This is a genomic window from Nocardia sp. NPDC127526, from assembly GCF_042672265.1.
Lineage (GTDB): Bacteria > Actinomycetota > Actinomycetes > Mycobacteriales > Mycobacteriaceae > Nocardia.
In genome coordinates this window covers 56,748-74,358 of record NZ_JBHXVO010000034.1, presented here as the reverse complement: position 1 = coordinate 74,358, position 17,611 = coordinate 56,748, and the positions used below count along the sequence as shown (strand labels likewise).

Annotated in this window: 17 protein-coding genes; 11 read left to right on the top strand and 6 right to left on the bottom strand. The window is 67.8% G+C overall.

The window, feature by feature from the left end; translation table 11 throughout:
* From ACFVIV_RS34215 to ACFVIV_RS34205, 3 genes are all read left to right on the top strand, one after another.
* On the top strand, positions 1 to 224 hold a 224-nt coding region (locus ACFVIV_RS34215; RefSeq protein ID WP_379203635.1), incomplete at its 5' end, for a hypothetical protein.
* A gap of 121 nt (positions 225 to 345) precedes the next feature.
* Entirely contained in the window at positions 346 to 1,002 is a 657-nt protein-coding gene (locus tag ACFVIV_RS34210; RefSeq protein ID WP_379203633.1) for a DUF5753 domain-containing protein, read from the top strand.
* Position 1,003: 1 nt separating this feature from the next.
* The gene (locus ACFVIV_RS34205) at positions 1,004 to 1,831 is read left to right on the top strand and encodes an SAM-dependent methyltransferase (protein WP_379203631.1); all 828 of its coding nucleotides are present in this window, start codon (positions 1,004 to 1,006) and stop codon (positions 1,829 to 1,831) included.
* Here ACFVIV_RS34205 and ACFVIV_RS34200 read toward each other — a convergent pair.
* Together ACFVIV_RS34200 and ACFVIV_RS34195 are read right to left on the bottom strand one after the other, a co-directional pair.
* Positions 1,828 to 2,967 carry a hypothetical protein gene (locus tag ACFVIV_RS34200; RefSeq protein WP_379203629.1) on the bottom strand — a complete coding sequence of 380 codons (1,140 nt, stop codon included), beginning with the start codon at positions 2,965 to 2,967 and terminating at the stop codon, positions 1,828 to 1,830. The two genes, ACFVIV_RS34205 and ACFVIV_RS34200, sit on opposite strands and share 4 nt — an antisense overlap.
* Complete coding sequence (locus tag ACFVIV_RS34195) at positions 2,967 to 3,911, bottom strand: metal-dependent hydrolase (RefSeq protein WP_379203627.1); 945 nt, start codon at positions 3,909 to 3,911, stop codon at positions 2,967 to 2,969. Before ACFVIV_RS34195 ends, ACFVIV_RS34200 begins: the two co-directional genes overlap by 1 nt.
* Positions 3,912 to 4,067: 156 nt before the next feature.
* Between ACFVIV_RS34195 and ACFVIV_RS34190 the strand changes: the two genes are divergently transcribed.
* The 6 genes from ACFVIV_RS34190 (at position 4,068) to ACFVIV_RS34165 (ending at position 11,681) form a co-directional block, all read left to right on the top strand.
* Positions 4,068 to 4,694 carry a TetR/AcrR family transcriptional regulator gene (locus ACFVIV_RS34190; RefSeq protein ID WP_379203626.1) on the top strand — a complete coding sequence of 209 codons (627 nt, stop codon included), beginning with the start codon at positions 4,068 to 4,070 and terminating at the stop codon, positions 4,692 to 4,694.
* 136 nt (positions 4,695 to 4,830) lie between these two features.
* Complete coding sequence (locus tag ACFVIV_RS34185; protein ID WP_379203624.1) at positions 4,831 to 6,132, top strand: cytochrome P450; 1,302 nt, start codon at positions 4,831 to 4,833, stop codon at positions 6,130 to 6,132.
* Between the two features lie 96 nt (positions 6,133 to 6,228).
* Entirely contained in the window at positions 6,229 to 7,245 is a 1,017-nt protein-coding gene (locus ACFVIV_RS34180) for a LacI family DNA-binding transcriptional regulator (RefSeq protein WP_379203622.1), read from the top strand.
* Positions 7,242 to 8,807 (top strand): sugar ABC transporter ATP-binding protein, encoded by a 1,566-nt coding sequence (locus ACFVIV_RS34175; protein WP_379203620.1) that lies wholly within the window; start codon positions 7,242 to 7,244, stop codon positions 8,805 to 8,807. Before ACFVIV_RS34180 ends, ACFVIV_RS34175 begins: the two co-directional genes overlap by 4 nt.
* Entirely contained in the window at positions 8,797 to 10,749 is a 1,953-nt protein-coding gene (locus ACFVIV_RS34170) for a substrate-binding domain-containing protein (RefSeq protein ID WP_379203618.1), read from the top strand. Before ACFVIV_RS34175 ends, ACFVIV_RS34170 begins: the two co-directional genes overlap by 11 nt.
* 32 nt (positions 10,750 to 10,781) lie before the next feature.
* A complete protein-coding gene (locus tag ACFVIV_RS34165) occupies positions 10,782 to 11,681 on the top strand; it encodes a ribokinase (RefSeq protein ID WP_379203616.1) in 900 nt (299 codons plus the stop codon).
* Positions 11,682 to 11,688: 7 nt separating this feature from the next.
* Here ACFVIV_RS34165 and ACFVIV_RS34160 read toward each other — a convergent pair whose 3' ends face one another.
* From ACFVIV_RS34160 to ACFVIV_RS34145, 4 genes are all read right to left on the bottom strand, one after another.
* Complete coding sequence (locus tag ACFVIV_RS34160) at positions 11,689 to 12,537, bottom strand: aquaporin (RefSeq protein WP_379203614.1); 849 nt, start codon at positions 12,535 to 12,537, stop codon at positions 11,689 to 11,691.
* Between the two features lie 126 nt (positions 12,538 to 12,663).
* Positions 12,664 to 14,037, bottom strand: coding sequence for a phenylacetate--CoA ligase family protein (locus ACFVIV_RS34155; protein WP_379203612.1), 1,374 nt, complete (start codon positions 14,035 to 14,037; stop codon positions 12,664 to 12,666).
* Positions 14,038 to 14,413: 376 nt separating this feature from the next.
* A complete protein-coding gene (locus ACFVIV_RS34150) occupies positions 14,414 to 14,860 on the bottom strand; it encodes a hypothetical protein (RefSeq protein ID WP_379203610.1) in 447 nt (148 codons plus the stop codon).
* Positions 14,861 to 14,977: 117 nt separating this feature from the next.
* Entirely contained in the window at positions 14,978 to 15,589 is a 612-nt protein-coding gene (locus ACFVIV_RS34145) for a TetR/AcrR family transcriptional regulator (RefSeq protein WP_379203608.1), read from the bottom strand.
* Positions 15,590 to 15,686: 97 nt separating this feature from the next.
* Between ACFVIV_RS34145 and ACFVIV_RS34140 the strand changes: the two genes are divergently transcribed.
* Together ACFVIV_RS34140 and ACFVIV_RS34135 are read left to right on the top strand one after the other, a co-directional pair.
* Positions 15,687 to 16,568: a metal-dependent hydrolase gene (locus ACFVIV_RS34140; protein WP_379203606.1), complete on the top strand. Its 882-nt coding sequence runs from the start codon at positions 15,687 to 15,689 to the stop codon at positions 16,566 to 16,568.
* The gene (locus tag ACFVIV_RS34135) at positions 16,565 to 17,596 is read left to right on the top strand and encodes a PDR/VanB family oxidoreductase (RefSeq protein WP_379203604.1); all 1,032 of its coding nucleotides are present in this window, start codon (positions 16,565 to 16,567) and stop codon (positions 17,594 to 17,596) included. The genes ACFVIV_RS34140 and ACFVIV_RS34135 overlap by 4 nt, the downstream gene beginning before the upstream one ends.
* Positions 17,597 to 17,611 lie beyond the last annotated feature (15 nt).

Sequence of the window (17,611 nt, the reverse complement as noted above, 5' to 3'; positions counted from 1 at the left end):
GAACTGGTGGCGGCAAAACGCGAGAAGGGTCCGCCACCAGTTCCCGGTCGACGATGTTTCACAGCTGGATGCGGTCGGCACGCCCGCACCTGGGCACGTCGCGGCGCGCGGGAGCGAGGCCGGTCAGCCTGGCCGGAGGATATTCGACCGTGGTCACCAGCCCGAAACCGGCCATCCGGCAATCGCCGACGACGCCGCCGTTCACGGAGAGCCTGCGCGGCTGAACAATACGCACCGCTCCCGCCGCGGTCCTTGCAGCTGCAAGTGCAGCATGCTCGTCAGCATGTGATATGAAACATGTTGTGGCACAATCCCCTACGCTATTGCGAGGCGATTGGAGGGCTGGTGCAGGTTCCCGCGCGAAGGCCGGGCGACGGTGGTTCAGCCGCGCTGCGGCGGGAGGACTATCTCGCACTGGAGGACGAGGCTTCGGTAATACGGTGCTACGCACCGGGTGTGGTGCCCGAGCTGCTGCAGACGGCCGCCTACGCGCACGCGGTGAGCGCGATCGGGCGGCCGGAATCGACGGCGCGGATTCAGCATCGGGTCGAGCTGCTCATGCGGCGGCAGCGGGAGCTGCTGGATCGACCGGATCCGGCGAAACTGTGGGTGGTGATCGAGGAGGGGGCGCTGCGGCGGCCGTTCGGCGGCCTGGAGGCCTGGCGTGATCAGCTCGCGCACCTCGTCGATAGTGTTGCGCGCCAGAATATTACGGTCCAGCTCATGCCGGATCACGCCGGCGGGCCGGCCATCTGCACCGTGCCGTTCACGGTGCTGCGGTTCGACGATCCGGTCCGCGGCGATATCGTGCACCTGCACCACGCGGCCGGTGCGCAGTTCCTGGGCGACCGCGCCGACCTGGACACCTACCACGCGATCTGGGACCGATTGTGCGTGCACGCCATGCCGCCGGAGTACACCGGCGAACTGATCACCGCGCTCACCGCGGGCTGGGCCGAGACCGTCGGGCCGGCCGAGCGAATCCACCGGGGGGACCACTGATATGACCGAGCTCCACAACGCCGCACCGCTGCCGACGGAGATCGACACCACGATTCCGCACGAGGCCCGCGTCTACGACTACTGGCTCGGCGGCAAGGACCACTACCCGGCGGATCGGGCGCTCGGCGACCTCATTGCCGGGCACATTCCCACCATCAAGACCATGGCGCGCGCGAATCGCGCCTTCCTCGCGCGTTCGGTGCGCCATCTGGTCGGCGCGGGCGTCACCCAGTTCCTCGATATCGGCACCGGGATCCCGACCGCCGGCAATACCCACGAGGTCGCGCAGCAGCTCGCTCCCGAGGCGAATGTGGTGTACGTGGACAAGGATCCGATCGTCCTGGCCCATGCCCGCGCGCTCATGAGCAGCACGGCGGCGGGCCGCACCCGGTTCATTCACGCCGATCTGCACGATCCGCGCAGCATTCTCGATCATCCGGCGACCGTCGAGACCCTCGACCTCGACCGGCCGGTCGCCATCATGCTCGTGGCGATCATGATGTATTTCCGCGACAGCGACCGGCCCGCCGACATCATCGCCAGTCTCCTCGACGCGGTTCCCTCCGGCAGCTATCTCGTGATCACCCATCCCACAGCCGATTTCGACGCGGACGCCATGGCCGGGGTGGTCGCCTCCGCCGAGGCGTCGGGAATCACCTTCCACCCGCGCAGCCGCGACGAAACCTCCACGCTGTTCGCCGGCACCGAACTCGTGGCGCCGGGGGTCGTCCCGGTCGCCACCTGGCGGCCCGACCTCACCGACGGCCCGACCCCGGTCGGCGATGCCGACAGCGCCTGGTACTGGGCCGGAGTCGGGCGCAAGCCCTAGGAAGCGATCAGTTCCGGCGGGGCATCGATGCGCGACCCTCGGGGCACTGTCATGGTGGCGACGAGGGTCGCGATCGCCATGACGAAACAGGCGGTCGTGTACCAGAGATTGCCGATGGGATCGCCATTGGCGGTGACGCCATTGGTCGCATCGAAGAAGTCGGGCAGCGCGGTGGCCCAAAGCAACGCCATCACAACCAGATACACCAGCGCGTACCACTGCACCATGCGGTTGCGGTACGGGGGCATCCCGGAGATCCCGGCGCGCAGTGCCGTCCACTGCCGCACCAGCACGACCACCGCCACCACCGTGAGCACGACAAGCTCTGCGGCATAGAGGAACCCGCGCACGGTATCGCTGCCCATCCCAAAGACGGTCGCGGGCAGCGGCAGCACGAAGGTGCCGGCCGAGGCGGCCAGGCCGATCACCATGGTGCGCCACACCAACTGCGGCCCGGTGAATTTCGTCCCCGCATCGACGTGGCGTCCGACGAAGAACTGCACGCACCACGCCAGCGACATCGGCCACAGCGCCGCGAAGACGACCACGCTCGGCAGCGGCACCGAATCGAACATCGGCTGATTGAGCGGATTGTCCACCGACCACTCCCACCAGCGCAGCTGCGGGCCGATCTGATCGAAGATCTCATAGAACGCGTGATGCACGAAACCCACGCAGGTCGCGCCGATCAGGACGCCGTAGCGCCGGAAAACGCCCAGCATCCGGACGATTTCGAAGGCGAGGGTCGCCATCAGCGGATAGATCGCGACGATGTAGAGCGGCAACCTTGCCCACAGGAAGTCCACCGTGAACACATTGTGCGCGAACATGGTGTCGACATGCTCGGCGATGCCGAAGGCCGACGGGAAGTACAGCGGCGGCTCGATGACGAACAGGTAGGCGGTCGCGCCGAACCAGAGCACCAGGTTGGTGGGATCACCGTGGCGGCGCAGCCGCACGATCGCATAGATGAGCGCGAGCACCGAACCCAGCACGATGGTCGCCTCGAGCACCGGCAGCGTCCAGTTCTCCAACGCTGCCGGACTGCGGAATTCGACGAGCCCGCCGGTCTCCGCGCACGAGAAGCCGAGTCGCCCGGCGAGATCGGCGAAGGTGGGAGTACACAGGTCGGACATCACTCGGCCTCCGGAACCATCAGTGCACCCTGACGCGTGTCAGCGGTGTACCAGCGGGTGCAGTCGTACCCCGCGTCGTAGCGCTCGAACCAGCGCCCGGCCAGCTCGGGCAGATCCTCGTGCGTCGGATCGTGTTCGGGCAACTGGCTGCGGACGATGCCGCGCAGGGCCACGAGCTGTTCCCGCACCGGCAGGCCGGCGAAGGCGCGCGGCATCGGGCCCTTGGTCAGGTACGGCGCGAAGTACTCCAGCACCCGCTGCTTGGCGCGATGGCGGGCGAACATGGACAGCGAATCGACCTTCCGATCCGCCAGCGGGACATGCTGATTGAAACCGGCACAGGCGATCCGGATCACCTTCAGCACGTGCGCGAAGATCGACGGCGCCATCCGCATCCGGTAGAGCTCGTCGCCGACAATGGCATTGAACAGGATCAGCGCCGAGCTGCGGTGCTCGACCTCCTCCACGAAATGCCAGATGAACAGTGACGCGACGCGATCGTCACCCGGCCGGAACAGCGTGTCCTCGTGATCGAGCATGAGCTTGAACACCGGCGTGAAGGTGGCCTCGAGATCGGCGGTGTAGGCGAGCCGGTATTCGTGCGAGGTCGCCTCGGTGAGCAGGTCGAACTCGCCGATCACCGCGTCGAGGGTGTTCTGCAGTCCCGGATACTGCTTGATCAGCGCCTTGACGTGCTGGCGGTGCGCCGTCGAATGGTGGCCCTCCTGCCGCATGAAGGCCATGGCTTCCGCCGCCACCTCCGGATCGGTGAACACCGGTTTCAGCTGCATGATCAGCTTCACGATCATCTTCTCGAAGCCCACCGCGAGGAACGAGACCGCATTGGACATGCTCGACCAGGCCGGGTTCTGGGGGTTCCACAGGAACGGGACATCGGCCTCCTCGAAGCCGAAATCCATTTTGCGGGGCTGTAAATGGGTCACCGTGCGTACCTCGCGTCGGGGTGTGGATCGTTCGGATGCCGCGCTCGTCCAGCGCGATGAGACAATCATACAAATACACGTCTAGATGTATGATCACTTTGCCGGAACCGCCGCTCCTGCCCGGTTGTGGCCTGGTCGCTGTGATAACTTCGCCCAGTGGCGCGCAGACGGGGGTGGGGCGGAAGTCCGCCGGAGAACGACGGGGAGGCGCACCGCCGCATCGTCGCCACCGCCGTCGAGTTGATCGGCGAAACCGGCTCGGCCATCAGCATCGCCGACGTGGCCGACGCGCTCGGCGTCATCCGCCAGACCGTGTACCGCTACTTCCCCAGCGCCGAAGCGCTCATGACCGCCGCGGCCATCGCCTCGGTCGACGGCTTCCTGGACCGCCTCACCGCACATGTCGCGGGCCTCGAAGACCCCGCCGAAGCCATGACCGAGGGCGTCATCTACACCCTCGCCGAGGTCCGCCGCACCCCGCATCTGGGAATCCTGCTGTCGAACTCGTACTCCGACCTCGACCCCGACAGCCTCACCTCCGAACAGGCCCAGGCGTTCGGCATGTCGATGATCCACCGCTTCGACGTCGACTGGAACAAGCACGGCTACGACGAAGAGTCCCTGCGCGAACTGGTCGAATACGTCCTGCGCACAATGCATTCGTTCTTCGCGTCCCCCGGCAACCCGCCCCGCACCGAGGATCGACTCCGCGCCTACCTCCACCGCTGGATGGGCACCGCGATCACCGCCCAGCGCGAATACTCGGCGGGTCGGCGAAGCTGACTCTCGCGGTTGTCCTCGCATTTGCAGTTGCGGCTGAATTCGCGTGCCCTGCACGGATATTCGTCTCGCGCATTCGGTATACGCTGACGTAGACTGGAATTTCACGGCGAGAATGTATTGATAGGCGTGAATTGCCATGTCGCGCACATTGCCATTGCTGGGTGACACGATACCGCTGCTTCGCGATCCGATTGGATTCCTGTCCAGTTTGCCGGCGCGCGGGCGACTTGTCTGGATACGGCTCGGTCCCGTTCCGGTCGCGGTGGTCTGCGATCCGGAACTCACGCGCCGAGTTCTGAAGGACGACGGCACTTTCGACAAGGGCGGTCCGTTCTTCGATCGATTGCGTGATCTGTTCGGCGATGGTTTGGGCACCTGCCCGCATGCCGAGCACCGGCGGTTGCGCCGGCTCGTCCAGCCCGCCTTCCGCCCCGGGCAGCTGCGCCGGTACGAGGAAGTCATGCGGGAGGAGGCGCGGCGGATGGCCGAATCCTGGTGTGACGGACAGGTTCTCGATGTAACCGGGGAGACCATGGCGTATACCGGGCGGATCGCGCTGCGGACCTTGTTCTCCACGTCGCTCACCGAGGAGCTGCTCGACGGTGCGATCACCGATCTCGACGATTTCGTCGCCGGGGTGCCGCGCCGAATGCTGATGCCCGATGCGGTCGCCCGGCTCCCGCTCCCCGGCAACCGCCGCTATCGGCGCACCATTTCTCGCTTGCGCGCCACGATCGACGACATCATCGCGGAACGGCGACGGCGGCCGATTACCGCGGATGAACCGGATCTGCTGGCCAGCATGATCATCGCCAATGACAGTGGCAGCGACAGGCTGACCGATACCGAACTCACCGATCAGGCAACCACTTTCCTCGCCACCGGCACCGAAACCAGTTCCACCACACTGGCGTGGGCACTGTATCTGCTTGCGCGCCATCCGCACATCCAAAAGCAACTGCACGTCGAGGCCCGCACCGCCGTACATACCGGCGCGACATCACCTGGCGAAGACGACTCGGAATTGTTCCGGCACATTATCGATGAGACCTTGCGGCTCTATCCGCCACCGTGGCTGCTCACCCGGCGGGTCACCACGGACACCGTGCTGGACGGCCATCGGCTGCCCGCCGGAACAATCGTCGCCTACAGCGCTTACCTCACCCAGCGCAACAGCGCCTACTATCCCGACCCCGACGCCTTCGACCCCGGCCGCTGGCACGGCATCGAACCCCGGCCCGGCACCTATCTCCCCTTCGGGGACGGGCCTCGCGGCTGCATAGGCGGCCGGTTCGCCGCGCGGGAGCTCGTCGCCGCACTCGAGGCCGTCACGGCGCGGTGGCACATCGCCCCGCTCACCGACCGGCCGCAGCGACCCCGCATCGGAACCACGGTGTCACCCCACGGCCTGCGACTGCGCGTCACGGCCCTCGCATAGGAACGTCCGGCGAATCCGGCCCGAGATCTTGACCAACCGTCGTGTAATCGTTTCCAATACTGCGTGTAATCGTTTCCACGAGGAGGTGGGCCAGCAATGGCGGGCATCAAGGATGTCGCCGCGGCCGCGGGTGTATCCGTCGCCACGGTCTCGCGGGCGCTCAATGACCACCCCTCGGTCAGCGAGGAGGCGCGCGGGCGCGTGCTGGCCGCCGTGGAAGCGCTGGGCTACCACCCCAATGTCGTGGCCCGGTCCCTGCGCACCGACCAGACCCGCACCCTCGGGCTGGTGACCAGCGATCTGCTGAACCCGTATTTCACCGAGCTCACCCGCTCGGTCGAGGAACAGGCACGGGCGCTCGGCTACAGCGTCATCATCGGAAATGCCGATGAGCGGCCCGAATTGCAGGACCACTACATTCGCACGCTGCTCGACCGCCGCATCGACGGCTTGCTGGTGGCGCCCACCGATGGCGGCTCGCCGCTCATGCTCGACGCCGTGCGAGAGGGCACACCCATGGTGTTCGTGGACCGGTGGATCCCGGGCATCGAAGTGCCGGTCGTGCGGGCCGACGGTCGCGCGGCCGTCCGTGATCTGGTGGCTCATCTGCACGGTCTCGGCCATCGCAAGCTCGCCATCATCGCGGGTCCGGCGGTCACCACGACCGGTCGCGAACGGGTGGAGGCATTCCGGGACGCGCTCGGCGAGTACGGGCTCGCACTGCCCGAAAGCTATATCGGCCAAGGCGATTTCCAGGCCGACAGCGGCCGCCGGGCGACGGAGCGTTTCCTCGATCTGCCCGAGCCGCCCGAGATCGTCTTCGCCGCGGACAATCTCATGGCGCTCGGCGCGCTGGATGCCATTCGCGCCCGCGGACTGCGCGTCCCCCGGGACATCGGGCTCGCCGCCTTCGACGATATCGCCTGGTTCATTCACACCGATCCGCCGATCACGGCGATCGCCCAACCGACCGAGGAGCTGGGCCGCGCCGCCGTGCGCGCCCTGGTCGATCGGATCGCGGGCCGGCCCGCGGAATCGGTCGCGCTGCCCGCCCGGCTCATCGTCCGCCGCTCGTGCGGCGAACCGGCTCTCGAGCAAAGGAGTGATTCGTGAGCGAGCTCGCGAGCCAGCCATCGGCGCCGCCCGCGGCGGAATTGCTGCGCCTGGAAGGGATAGGCAAGTCCTTCCCCGGTGTGGTCGCGCTCGACGGCGTCGACTTCGATCTGCACCGCGGCGAGGTGCACGTGCTGCTGGGCGAGAACGGGGCGGGCAAGAGCACGCTGATCAAGATGCTCTCCGGCGCGCATCGGCCCGACAGCGGGCGAATCCTGGTCGACGGCAAGGATGTTCGCATCCATGGCGCGCAGGATTCCGAGCGGCTCGGGATCGCCACCATCTACCAGGAGTTCAACCTGGTCCCGGATCTGACGGTCGCGGAGAACATCTTCCTCGGGCGGCAGCCGCGGCGTTTCGGATTGATCGACCGCAAGCAGATGGAGGCCGACGCCGCCGGACTGCTCGAGCGGGTGGGGCTGTCCGTATCGCCGCGCGCGCGGGTGCGGGAACTCGGTATCGCCCGCCTGCAGATGGTCGAGATCGCGAAGGCCCTCAGCCTGCGCGCGCGGGTGCTGATCATGGATGAGCCGACCGCGGTGCTCACCTCCGACGAGGTCGACAAGCTGTTTGCCATCGTGCGCGCCTTGCGGGACGACGGCGTCGGCATCGTGTTCATCACCCACCATCTGGAGGAGATCGCCGCCCTCGGCGATCGGGTCACCGTCATTCGCGACGGCCGCAGCGTCGGCCAGGTGCCCGCGCACACGTCCGCCGACGAACTCGTACGCCTGATGGTCGGGCGATCGATCGAACAGCAGTATCCGCGCGAACGGGCCGAGGCCGGGGCCGCACTGCTCACCGTCGACGGGCTGAGCAGGGACGGCGTCTTCGAGGACGTGAGCTTCCAGGTCCACGCCGGTGAGGTCGTCGGCATTGCCGGTCTGGTGGGCGCGGGTCGCACCGAGGTCGCGCGGGCCGTATTCGGCGCCGATCCGTACACCCGCGGGACCGTGCACGTCGCCGGTGTGCCGCTGCGCCGCCATGACGTGAATGCCGCGGTGTCCGCGCGCATCGGCCTGGTCCCCGAGGACCGCAAGGGCCAGGGACTGATCCTCGACGCGTCGATCGAGGAGAACCTGGGCCTGGTCACGCTCCGATCCGCCACGCGCGCAGGACTTGTCGACCGCGCGGGCCGGCGCGACGCCGCCGCCCGCGTCGCCGGGCAGCTGGGTGTGCGCATGGCGGGGCTGGAGCAGCACGTGCGCACCCTGTCCGGCGGCAATCAGCAGAAGGTCGTCATCGGCAAATGGCTGCTGGCCCAATCCCGGGTGCTGATTCTCGACGAGCCGACGCGCGGTATCGATGTCGGCGCCAAGGTCGAGATCTACCGGCTCATCAATGAACTCACCGCCGCCGGCGCCGCCGTCCTGATGATCTCCAGCGATCTGCCCGAGGTGCTCGGCATGAGCGATCGGGTCCTGGTGATGGCCCAGGGCCGCATGGTCGGCGAACTCGCCGCCGACGAGGCGACCCAGGACGCCGTCATGGCGCTGGCCGTCGCCACCCCGAATTCGACTGTTCCACGCTCGACCGAACTGGAGTCCACCCGTGGCCACTGACACGCTCGCCGGCAGCACCGGCGTCCGGGGCACCTCGGGCGGCCTGCGCCGCCTGCTGCTCGACAATGGCGCGCTGACCGCGCTCATCCTGCTCGTCATCGTCATGTCGGCGCTGTCCGGTGACTTCCTGACCACCAATAACCTGCTCAATATCGGTGTGCAGGCGGCGGTTACGGCGATTCTCGCCTTCGGCGTCACCTTCGTGATCGTCGCGGCGGGCATCGACTTGTCGGTCGGCTCGGTGGCCGCGCTCGCGGCCACCGTCCTGGCCTGGAGCGCCACCTCGGCGGGCGTCCCGGTGTGGATCGCAGTGATCCTCGCGCTCGCAACGGGTCTCGTCTGCGGCCTGGTCAATGGCGCGCTGATCTCGTTCGGGAAGCTGCCGCCGTTCATCGCCACGCTGGCCATGCTGTCGGTGGCTCGCGGTCTGTCCCTTGTCATTTCGCAGGGCAGCCCGATCGCCTTCCCGGATTCGGTCTCGCATCTCGGCGACACCCTCGGCGGCTGGCTGCCGGTGCCGGTGCTCGTCATGGCCGTGATGGGACTGATCACCGCGGTGATTCTCGGCCGCACCTACATCGGCCGCGCCATGTACGCGATCGGCGGCAATGAGGAGGCCGCACGCCTGTCCGGACTGCGGGTATCGCGGCAGAAGGTCGTGATCTACGCTCTGGCAGGCCTTTTCGCCGCGGTCGCGGGCATTGTGCTGGCCGCCCGGCTCTCCTCCGCGCAGCCGCAGGCCGCGCTCGGCTACGAGCTGGACGCCATTGCCGCGGTCGTGATCGGCGGTGCGAGCCTGGCGGGCGGTAAGGGCAAGGCGTCCGGAACGCTGATCGGCGCACTGATTCTGGCGGTGCTGCGCAACGGTCTCAATCTGCTTTCCGTGTCGGCCTTCTGGCAGCAGGTGGTCATCGGTGTCGTCATCGCGCTGGCGGTGCTGCTGGATACCTTGCGGCGCAAGACCGCCGCGGCTCCGGCATCGGCCGGGATGGATGCGCCGGGCGGAAAGGGCCGTCAGGCCTTGACCTATGCGCTGGCCGCCGTGGTCGCCATCGCAGCCCTGGGCGGAATGTCCTTCCTGCACACCGGTTCCGCCTCGACCTCCACGAAGCTGGGCCTGTCGCTCTCGACCCTGAACAATCCCTTCTTCGTCCAGATCCGTGCGGGCGCGCAGGAGGAGGCGGACAAGCTCGGCATCGATCTGACCGTGACCGACGCGCAGAACGACGCCTCCCAGCAGGCCAATCAGTTGCAGAACTTCACCAGCGCCAATTCCGGTGCGATCATCGTCAACCCGGTGGACTCCGATGCGGCGGGCCCGTCGGCGCGGGCCGCCAACAAGGCCCGCGTCCCCGTCATCGCCATCGACCGGGGCGTGAGCAATGCCGAGACCGCCGCCCTGGTGGCCTCCGACAATGTCGAAGGCGGCAGGCTCGGGGCTCGCGCCCTGGCCGAAAAGCTCGGCGGCCGAGGCAAGATCGTGGTCCTGCGGGGCCAGCCGGGCACCTCCGCGAGCCGGGAACGCGGCGCGGGCTTCGCCGACGGCATCAAGGAGTATCCGGGCATCACGGTCGTCGCCGAACAGCCCGCGGACTTCGATCGCACCAAGGGCCTCGATGTGATGACGAACCTGCTCCAGGCGCATCCCGATATCCAGGGCGTCTTCGCCGAGAACGACGAGATGGCGCTCGGCGCGATCAAGGCCCTCGGCGCGAAGGCGGGCACCTCGGTCCAGGTCGTCGGCTTCGACGGCACCCCGGACGGTCTCACCGCCGTCGAGGCGGGCACGCTGTATGCCTCGGTTGCCCAGCAGCCCAAGGAACTCGGCCGCATCGCGGTCCGCACCGCGCTGGCCGCGGCCGAGGGCGAGCCGGTCGAGCAGGCGATCAAGGTGCCGGTGCAGGTCGTCACCAAGGACAATGTGGCCGGATTCGGCAAATGACGCACTCGGCGAAACCGGATGGGAGAACAGCCATGCACGACTTCGACCTGGTGGTCGTCGGCTCGGCCAATGCCGACCTGGTGATCGGTGTCGAACGCCGGCCCGCCGCCGGTGAGACGGTGCTCGGCTCCGATCTGGCCGTCCACCCGGGCGGCAAGGGCGCGAACCAAGCCGTCGCCGCCGCGCGGCTCGGGGCCCGCACCGCCCTGCTGGCCCGCATCGGCGACGACGACCACGGGCGACTGCTGCTCGACTCCCAGCACAAGGCGGGAGTCGACACCGCGGGCGTGCTCGTGGGCGGCGCGCCCACCGGCGTCGCCTTGATCACGGTGGATCCCTCGGGCGACAACAGCATCGTGGTGTCGCCGGGCGCCAATGCCGAGCTCACGCCCGCCGATGTCCGCGCGGCCGCCGGCCTGCTGCGCAGCGCCCGAGTGGTCTCGACCCAATTGGAGATTCCCCTCGAGACGGTCCAGGAAGTCGTCCGAAACCTGGTGCCCGGCAATCGATTCGTCCTGAACCCGTCCCCGCCGCGCCCGCTGCCGCAAGACCTGCTCGCCGCCGCCGATCCACTGATCGTGAACGAGCACGAAGCCCATGTGCTGCTGGGCGATTCGGCGGGCGCGACGCCCGAGGACTGGGCGACGGCGCTGCTCGCGCTCGGCCCCGGCTCGGTGGTGATCACCCTCGGCGCGCACGGAGCGCTCGTGGCCGACGCCGCCGGCATGGAACGCGTTCCGGCAGTACAGGTCCGGGCCGTGGACACGACAGGGGCCGGTGACGCTTTCACCGCGGCCCTGGCCTGGCGGCTCGCGCTGTCGGAGCCCCTGTCCACCGCTGCCGCCTACGCGGCCCGCGTCGCCGCCCTCGCCGTCACCAAGGCGGGAGCACAGGAGTCCTACCCCACCGCAAGGGAAATCGCGGCCGACTGACCGGCGCTCAGAAGACTTGGCGCAGCTCCACCCCCGCGGCACCCGCACGCTGCTCCACGAGTCTGTCCGGCTCGCCGGCAGGGTCATCGTCGGGCGCCGGGATGCGGTCGAGCACGCCGCGCTGCCCTGCGAGCTCGGCAGCAGTGGAAGGTTCTGCTCCGGCGGCAGTGGGCTGGGCCGGGTACAGCAGTCCAACGACTACGAATCCGATTGTGGCGCCGATCAGTTGGGCGGCGATGAAGGCTGCCGCCGAGATGGGGGCGATGCCGGTGAAGGTGTCGGAGAAGATCCGCCCGATGGTGGCCGCGGGGTTGGCGAAGGAGTTGGAGCTGGTGAACCAGCATGCGGCCCCGATATACGCCGCGACGGTCACCGCGGACAGTGCAGCGCGGCCGGTGCGGGCCAGCGCGGTCACGACCAGGATCAGCCCGGCCGTGGCCACCACCTCGCCGACCAGGTGCCCGGCGGTAATGCGGTGCTGACCGGAGATCTGCGCGGCAGGCTGGTCGAACATGATGTTGGCCAGCACCGCACCGGTGACGCCACCCAGCGCCTGGGCACCCAGGTACGCGGTCAGCTCGGTGGCGGAAAGACCGGCGCCGCTGCGCCGGCCCGACCACCAATCCGCCATGGAGACAACGGGATTGAAATGCCCGCCGGACACCGGGCCGATCACCAGGATGAGCACGCCCAGCCCGAATACGGTGGCGATGACGTTCTCCAGCAGCTGCTGACCGGCGTCGGCGGGCGACAATCGCTGGGCCGCGATACCGGAGCCGACGATCACGCACACCAGCAGCCCGGTGCCGATGAACTCGGCCAGCATGCGCCGCGCCGAGGCACCGATATCGCTCATCGATGTTTTCCCTTCTGTGGTCAGCAAAGATAAACATCCCGAGCGAATGCGGGCACCTGTCGCTATGTACAGACTCGACCCGTCCGGTCGCGCCCGCGTGCGGAGAAATCAGCAGTTGACACCCGCCTACTCCGCGAGCGGAAGGACCGCGCGATACTTCCCGCCGGGCGCCCGCTCCGGTGGTTCCTCGCCGTGTTCGATGACGACATTGCCGAGGTCGTTGCCGGTCAGCAAGCGGGTGAGCTCGTCGTGCACTCTGCGCCACACCTGTTCCGGAGCGACGTCACCGGTCAGCTGTAACCGCACGCGGAGGGTGTCCGGCTTGATCTGTGCGAGCTGGAACAGTTCGATACCCGGCGTGCGGTCGAACAACGTGCCGAAAGCCAGTGGCGTCAGGGTGCGCTGCTCGCCGCTCTCCGTGGGGAAGGTCAGGGTGTCGCCGGAGCGGCCCTCCACGCGCAGCGCCGGGAGCGGGCTGCCGCAGCGGCACGGGTCCGGATTGAGCAGGACGCGGTCTTCGATGTCGTAGCGCAGGATCGGCTGCACGCGGTTGGCGAGATCGGTGATCAGGACCGTGTGCGCCCATTCGCCCGGTGGGGTCGGCTGATAGTCGGCGTCCACGGGTTCGGCTATCGCCCAGTCGTTGTTGACGTGGTACCAGCCGTGCGGGCAGCCGTAGGTCAGGTACGTGCATTCGGTTGCGGCATAGACGGTGTGGACCTTGGCATGGAAGGCCGATCCCATGAACTCGAGGTCGCCGCTGGTCATCGTCTCCCCGGCCGGCGCCACGAGGACCGGATCGATGCGGAGCCGCCCGGCGGCTTGTTCGCCGGCGAGCACTTTGATGGTGCTGGCGTATCCGACCAGCATGGCGGGGCGGAGTTCTTGCAGGGCGGCGACCAGTTCGGGCAGCGGCCGGTGCACCGACATGGATCGGATGACCTTGCGCCGCCACCAGCTGTCGGTGGTGACGCGCACGAATCCGGCGTGGCCGATGTAGTGGCCGCCGGTGGCGACCAACTGGGCGGTACGCATTCCGTGGGTGAGCAACCGCAGATAGTCGCCGGGCCGCAGCGAGGCGGCATAGCCGCGACCGGCAATCACGTTCTGCACGTTCAATTCTCGATCGTCCTGCACGAACAGGCCGCGATTGCCGCTGGCGCCGCTGGTGGTGCCCACCAGATACCTGCCCAGGAAGCGCTGCCCGACCAGGGCCGGATCATCGACGAAGGCCCGCACCTTCTCGAGGGTCACCTCCCGATCGGTGCACCAGTCGTCGAAGCGAGCCATCAATTTCTTCTTGCTCGTAACCGGCAGCAGCGTCGAATCCTCCACTCGCTGCGGCAGATCCCGGTACATCTCCCGGTAATAGGGCGAACCGGCACGGGCGCTCGCGACGTGCTCCGCCAGCCGGGTCCGCTGCCGGCGGGCGATCCCCTCGGGTCCTTCCTTCATGGCTCGGCGCGCGTCGAGCCACAGTGTCCATTGGCTTTCCGTCATGACGATTCCTCGATCGACCCGGGCGGCACACGATTTCGACCGGCTCCTGGTCCGGCGCCGAAACCCCCGCACTCGTGGCCATTCCGCCGTGCGAGTACCCGCCCGGGCCTGCGCTATGCACGGACGCCGTGATACCTACCGGCGGATCTCGAACAATGCCAAATCGGCGAATCGCGGGTCGCGGGCGGTACCGGCGAATTCGTCGCCGCCGCTGGGATTTTCCTCCGCTTCCGCGAGGAGTGCGATGCGCTCGTCGGCTGTCCGACACGACTGGCTCCTCGGCTTCCGGAGCGCCACGGGGACGCGGAAAGATCGCTGCGATCGTACAGCTCTCGAAGCCGAGGCAGCCGCCGCGGTGGGGTGAAAGGACGCGCTCTCAGTTGCCGAATCCCGCGAGGGCGCTGGCCAGATCCGGCGCCTCCAGCACCTCGAGCGCCTGGCCTCGCACATCGGGGCAGGTGCCGCTGGTGGCGGCGTCGACAATCGTCTTGTTCTGGATCACCTCGTCATTGAGCCCCTCATTGCGTGCGGCCCAATTCTGCACCGTGCCATTGAAACTGACCTTGGCCAAGGCGGAGCCCTGACCGCGCCAGTTACCGATCTCCGCGGAGATCATGTCGCACAGCTGCTGGGCCGCGGCGGGGGTCACCATGTCCTGGTCGTCACCGGTATCCCTGGTGGGTGTGCCCGGCGCTGTCAGATCGATGGTCGGAGTCCGCGGGACGTCGACGTCTCCGTCGCCGCAGCCCGCCAGCACGCCGCCGGCGGCGATCACTCCGGCGGCAATCATCGAACGCATGATCGTGGTGCGGTACTCGCTCATTGCGCCTCCTCGAAGTCGGAATATCTACGACGGCCATACCCAGGCATCGCCGTTCGACTCCGCCGACACGCGAGAACCGCCGGAGCAGGATTCCGTTATGCGCAGGCCACAGGTCCGCTAGGCGCTGATGATCGGCGCGATGTGGGTGCGGGCGAAGGCGGTGAGCTCGGCCTCGGAGTCCAGGTCGGTCGCGCCGATGGGCTGCAGGATCAGCGAGTGGACGATGCGGCAGCCGACCTCGACGCGCGTGGCGAGGTCGGAGGGCTCCGGAAATCCCCTGTCGCGCAATGCGGTTCGAAGGATCTCCGTGGTGGCGGCGACGGACATGGCGAAGAAGGCGCCGCCCTCGGTGGTGAGTTGCGGGAGCAGGCGATCGGGTTCCAGGGCCAGCATGCGCTCGACCAGGGGGTGATTGCGCCAGCGGGTGAGCACGGTGACGAAGATGCCGGCGATCAGGCCCTCCAGGGTCTCGTGCCGAGCCGGGATCTCCTTCAGTTCGTCGAGGAGCCGGCTCACCTCCCGGCCGGTCACCGCGCGCACGACATCGTCGCGGGAGCCGATGCGGCGGTAGACGGTGACGCGGTCGACGTCGGCCTTGCGGGCAATGTCCTCGATCGTCGTCTTCTTCACGCCCACCTGTTCGAACTGGACGAGGGCGGCATCGAGAATGCGGTCCTCGATGGCATCGGCCTTGACGGCGTTTCCCGAGGTGGCGGCGGAGGAGGGCACGGTCCGAGGCTAACACCGGCGAGCCCTGCTGCAACAATCTCGAGCCATTTGTCGCTGCAACATTGCAATCCAATTTGTTGCACTGTACGTTCGGCGCATGGCTGATAACAGTGCAACGAGGCGCTCCTATCAGGACGAAGCCCATGCGATCCACGCCCGGGACGTGCACTTCGACTTCTCCTCGGTGCCGATGCACTACATCCCGGACGAAGTGCTCGCGACCCATGTCACCAATGTCATGCATCTGGTGCTACCGGAGGGGGAACGGGCGATGGCCGCGTGCCTGGCCGAGGCGCTGCCGTACATCGACGACGAGCGGCTGCGGGAAGAGGTCACCGGGTTCATCGGCCAGGAGTCCATGCACGCCGGCAGCCATGAGGGCGCGCGCACGCATCTGCAGTCGATCGGGCTCGATGTGGAGTCGTATGTGCGCAAGGTGGCGTGGCTGGTCGATCGCGTGCTCGGCGATCACGGACTGACCGGAAAAGCCAAGCAGGAGTGGCTCAAGGAGCGCCTCGGGGTATTCGCGGGGATGGAGCATTTCACCGCGGTGATCGGCGAGTGGCTGCTGGAATCGGAGGCGCTCGAGAACGCCGGAATGCATCCGACCATGCTGGATCTGGTGCGCTGGCACGGCGCCGAGGAGGTCGAGCACCGCAGCGTGGTGTTCGACGCCTATATGCACCTCGACGGCGGCTACGGGCGGCGGGCGCGCACCGGGCTGCTGGCCACCGGAGTGTTGTTGCCGCTGTTCGTGATTTCGACGGCCTACCTGTATCGCAAGGATCCGAGTGCGGACAAGGGCGGGTTCTGGGGGACGCAGTTCGTGAGCGCCACCGTGCGCGGGGTGATCCCCAGTTTCACCACGTTCTTCACCGAGATACCGCGGTACCTGCGGCCGAGTTTCCATCCCTCGCAATTGGGTTCGATGGACAATGCGCTGCGCTATCTGGCGCATTCACCGGCGGCGCGGGCATGAGCGCCAGGCACGATGTCGCGACGCCGAGTCTGAGGGCGCTCGGGATCGCCATGGACCTTTACAAGAAGGTCGTCACCACACCCGCTGTCTCGCGCCCGAATCCGGTGCGGTTCCATGGTTTCGAGCTCAACGCGATGGTCGAAGCCGTGCGCGCGGAGGCGGCGGACGTGGTGTCGCTGACCTTGATCGCTCCTCGGCGGGGTTCGCTGCCGGCATGGCGGCCGGGCTCGCATCTGGATGTGTTCCTGCCCTCGGGCCGCCGGCGTCAGTATTCGCTGTGCGGCGACCCGCGTGATCGGCGGCGCTACCGCATTGCGGTGCGGCGGCTGGCCGACGGGGACGGCGGATCCCGGGAGATGCACGAGCTGCGGCCGGGCGATCCGCTGCGAATTCGCGGGCCGCGCAATGCGTTCGCCTTCATCGCGAATGCGCCGTCGTATCTGTTCCTCGCCGCCGGCATCGGCATCACACCGATCCTGCCGATGGTGCACGCGGCCGGATCCCGGGGTCGGCTGGTGTATCTGGGGCGGTCCCGGGCGACCATGCCGTTCCTGAGCGAACTGCCGCCCGATGCCGATATCCGACCCGACGACGAGACCGGCGGAACGGATATCGCCGCCATCCTCGCCGAGGCGAAACCCGGTGCGGCGGTGTATGTCTGTGGCCCGTCACCGGTGCTCGACGCGGCGCAGCGCCATATGTTCCGCCTCAATCCGACGGGTTCACTGCATACCGAACGATTCTCGGCACTGCCGGTGGTCGATGGCCGCGAGTTCGATCTGACGTTGGCGCGCACCGGAGCGAATATCCGTGTCGGAGACCGGGAAACCGCCCTCGATGCCATTCGCCGCGTGCGGCCCGATGCCGTGTACTCCTGCCGGCAAGGGTTCTGCGGCACGTGCAAGACCCGTGTGTTGTCCGGCGATGTCGATCACCGCGACCGCCTGCTCACCGCCGGCGAACGCACCGGCCACATGCTGACCTGCGTCTCCCGCGCGGCGGGCGGGCCCCTCGTTCTCGATCTCTGACCACGACATCACACC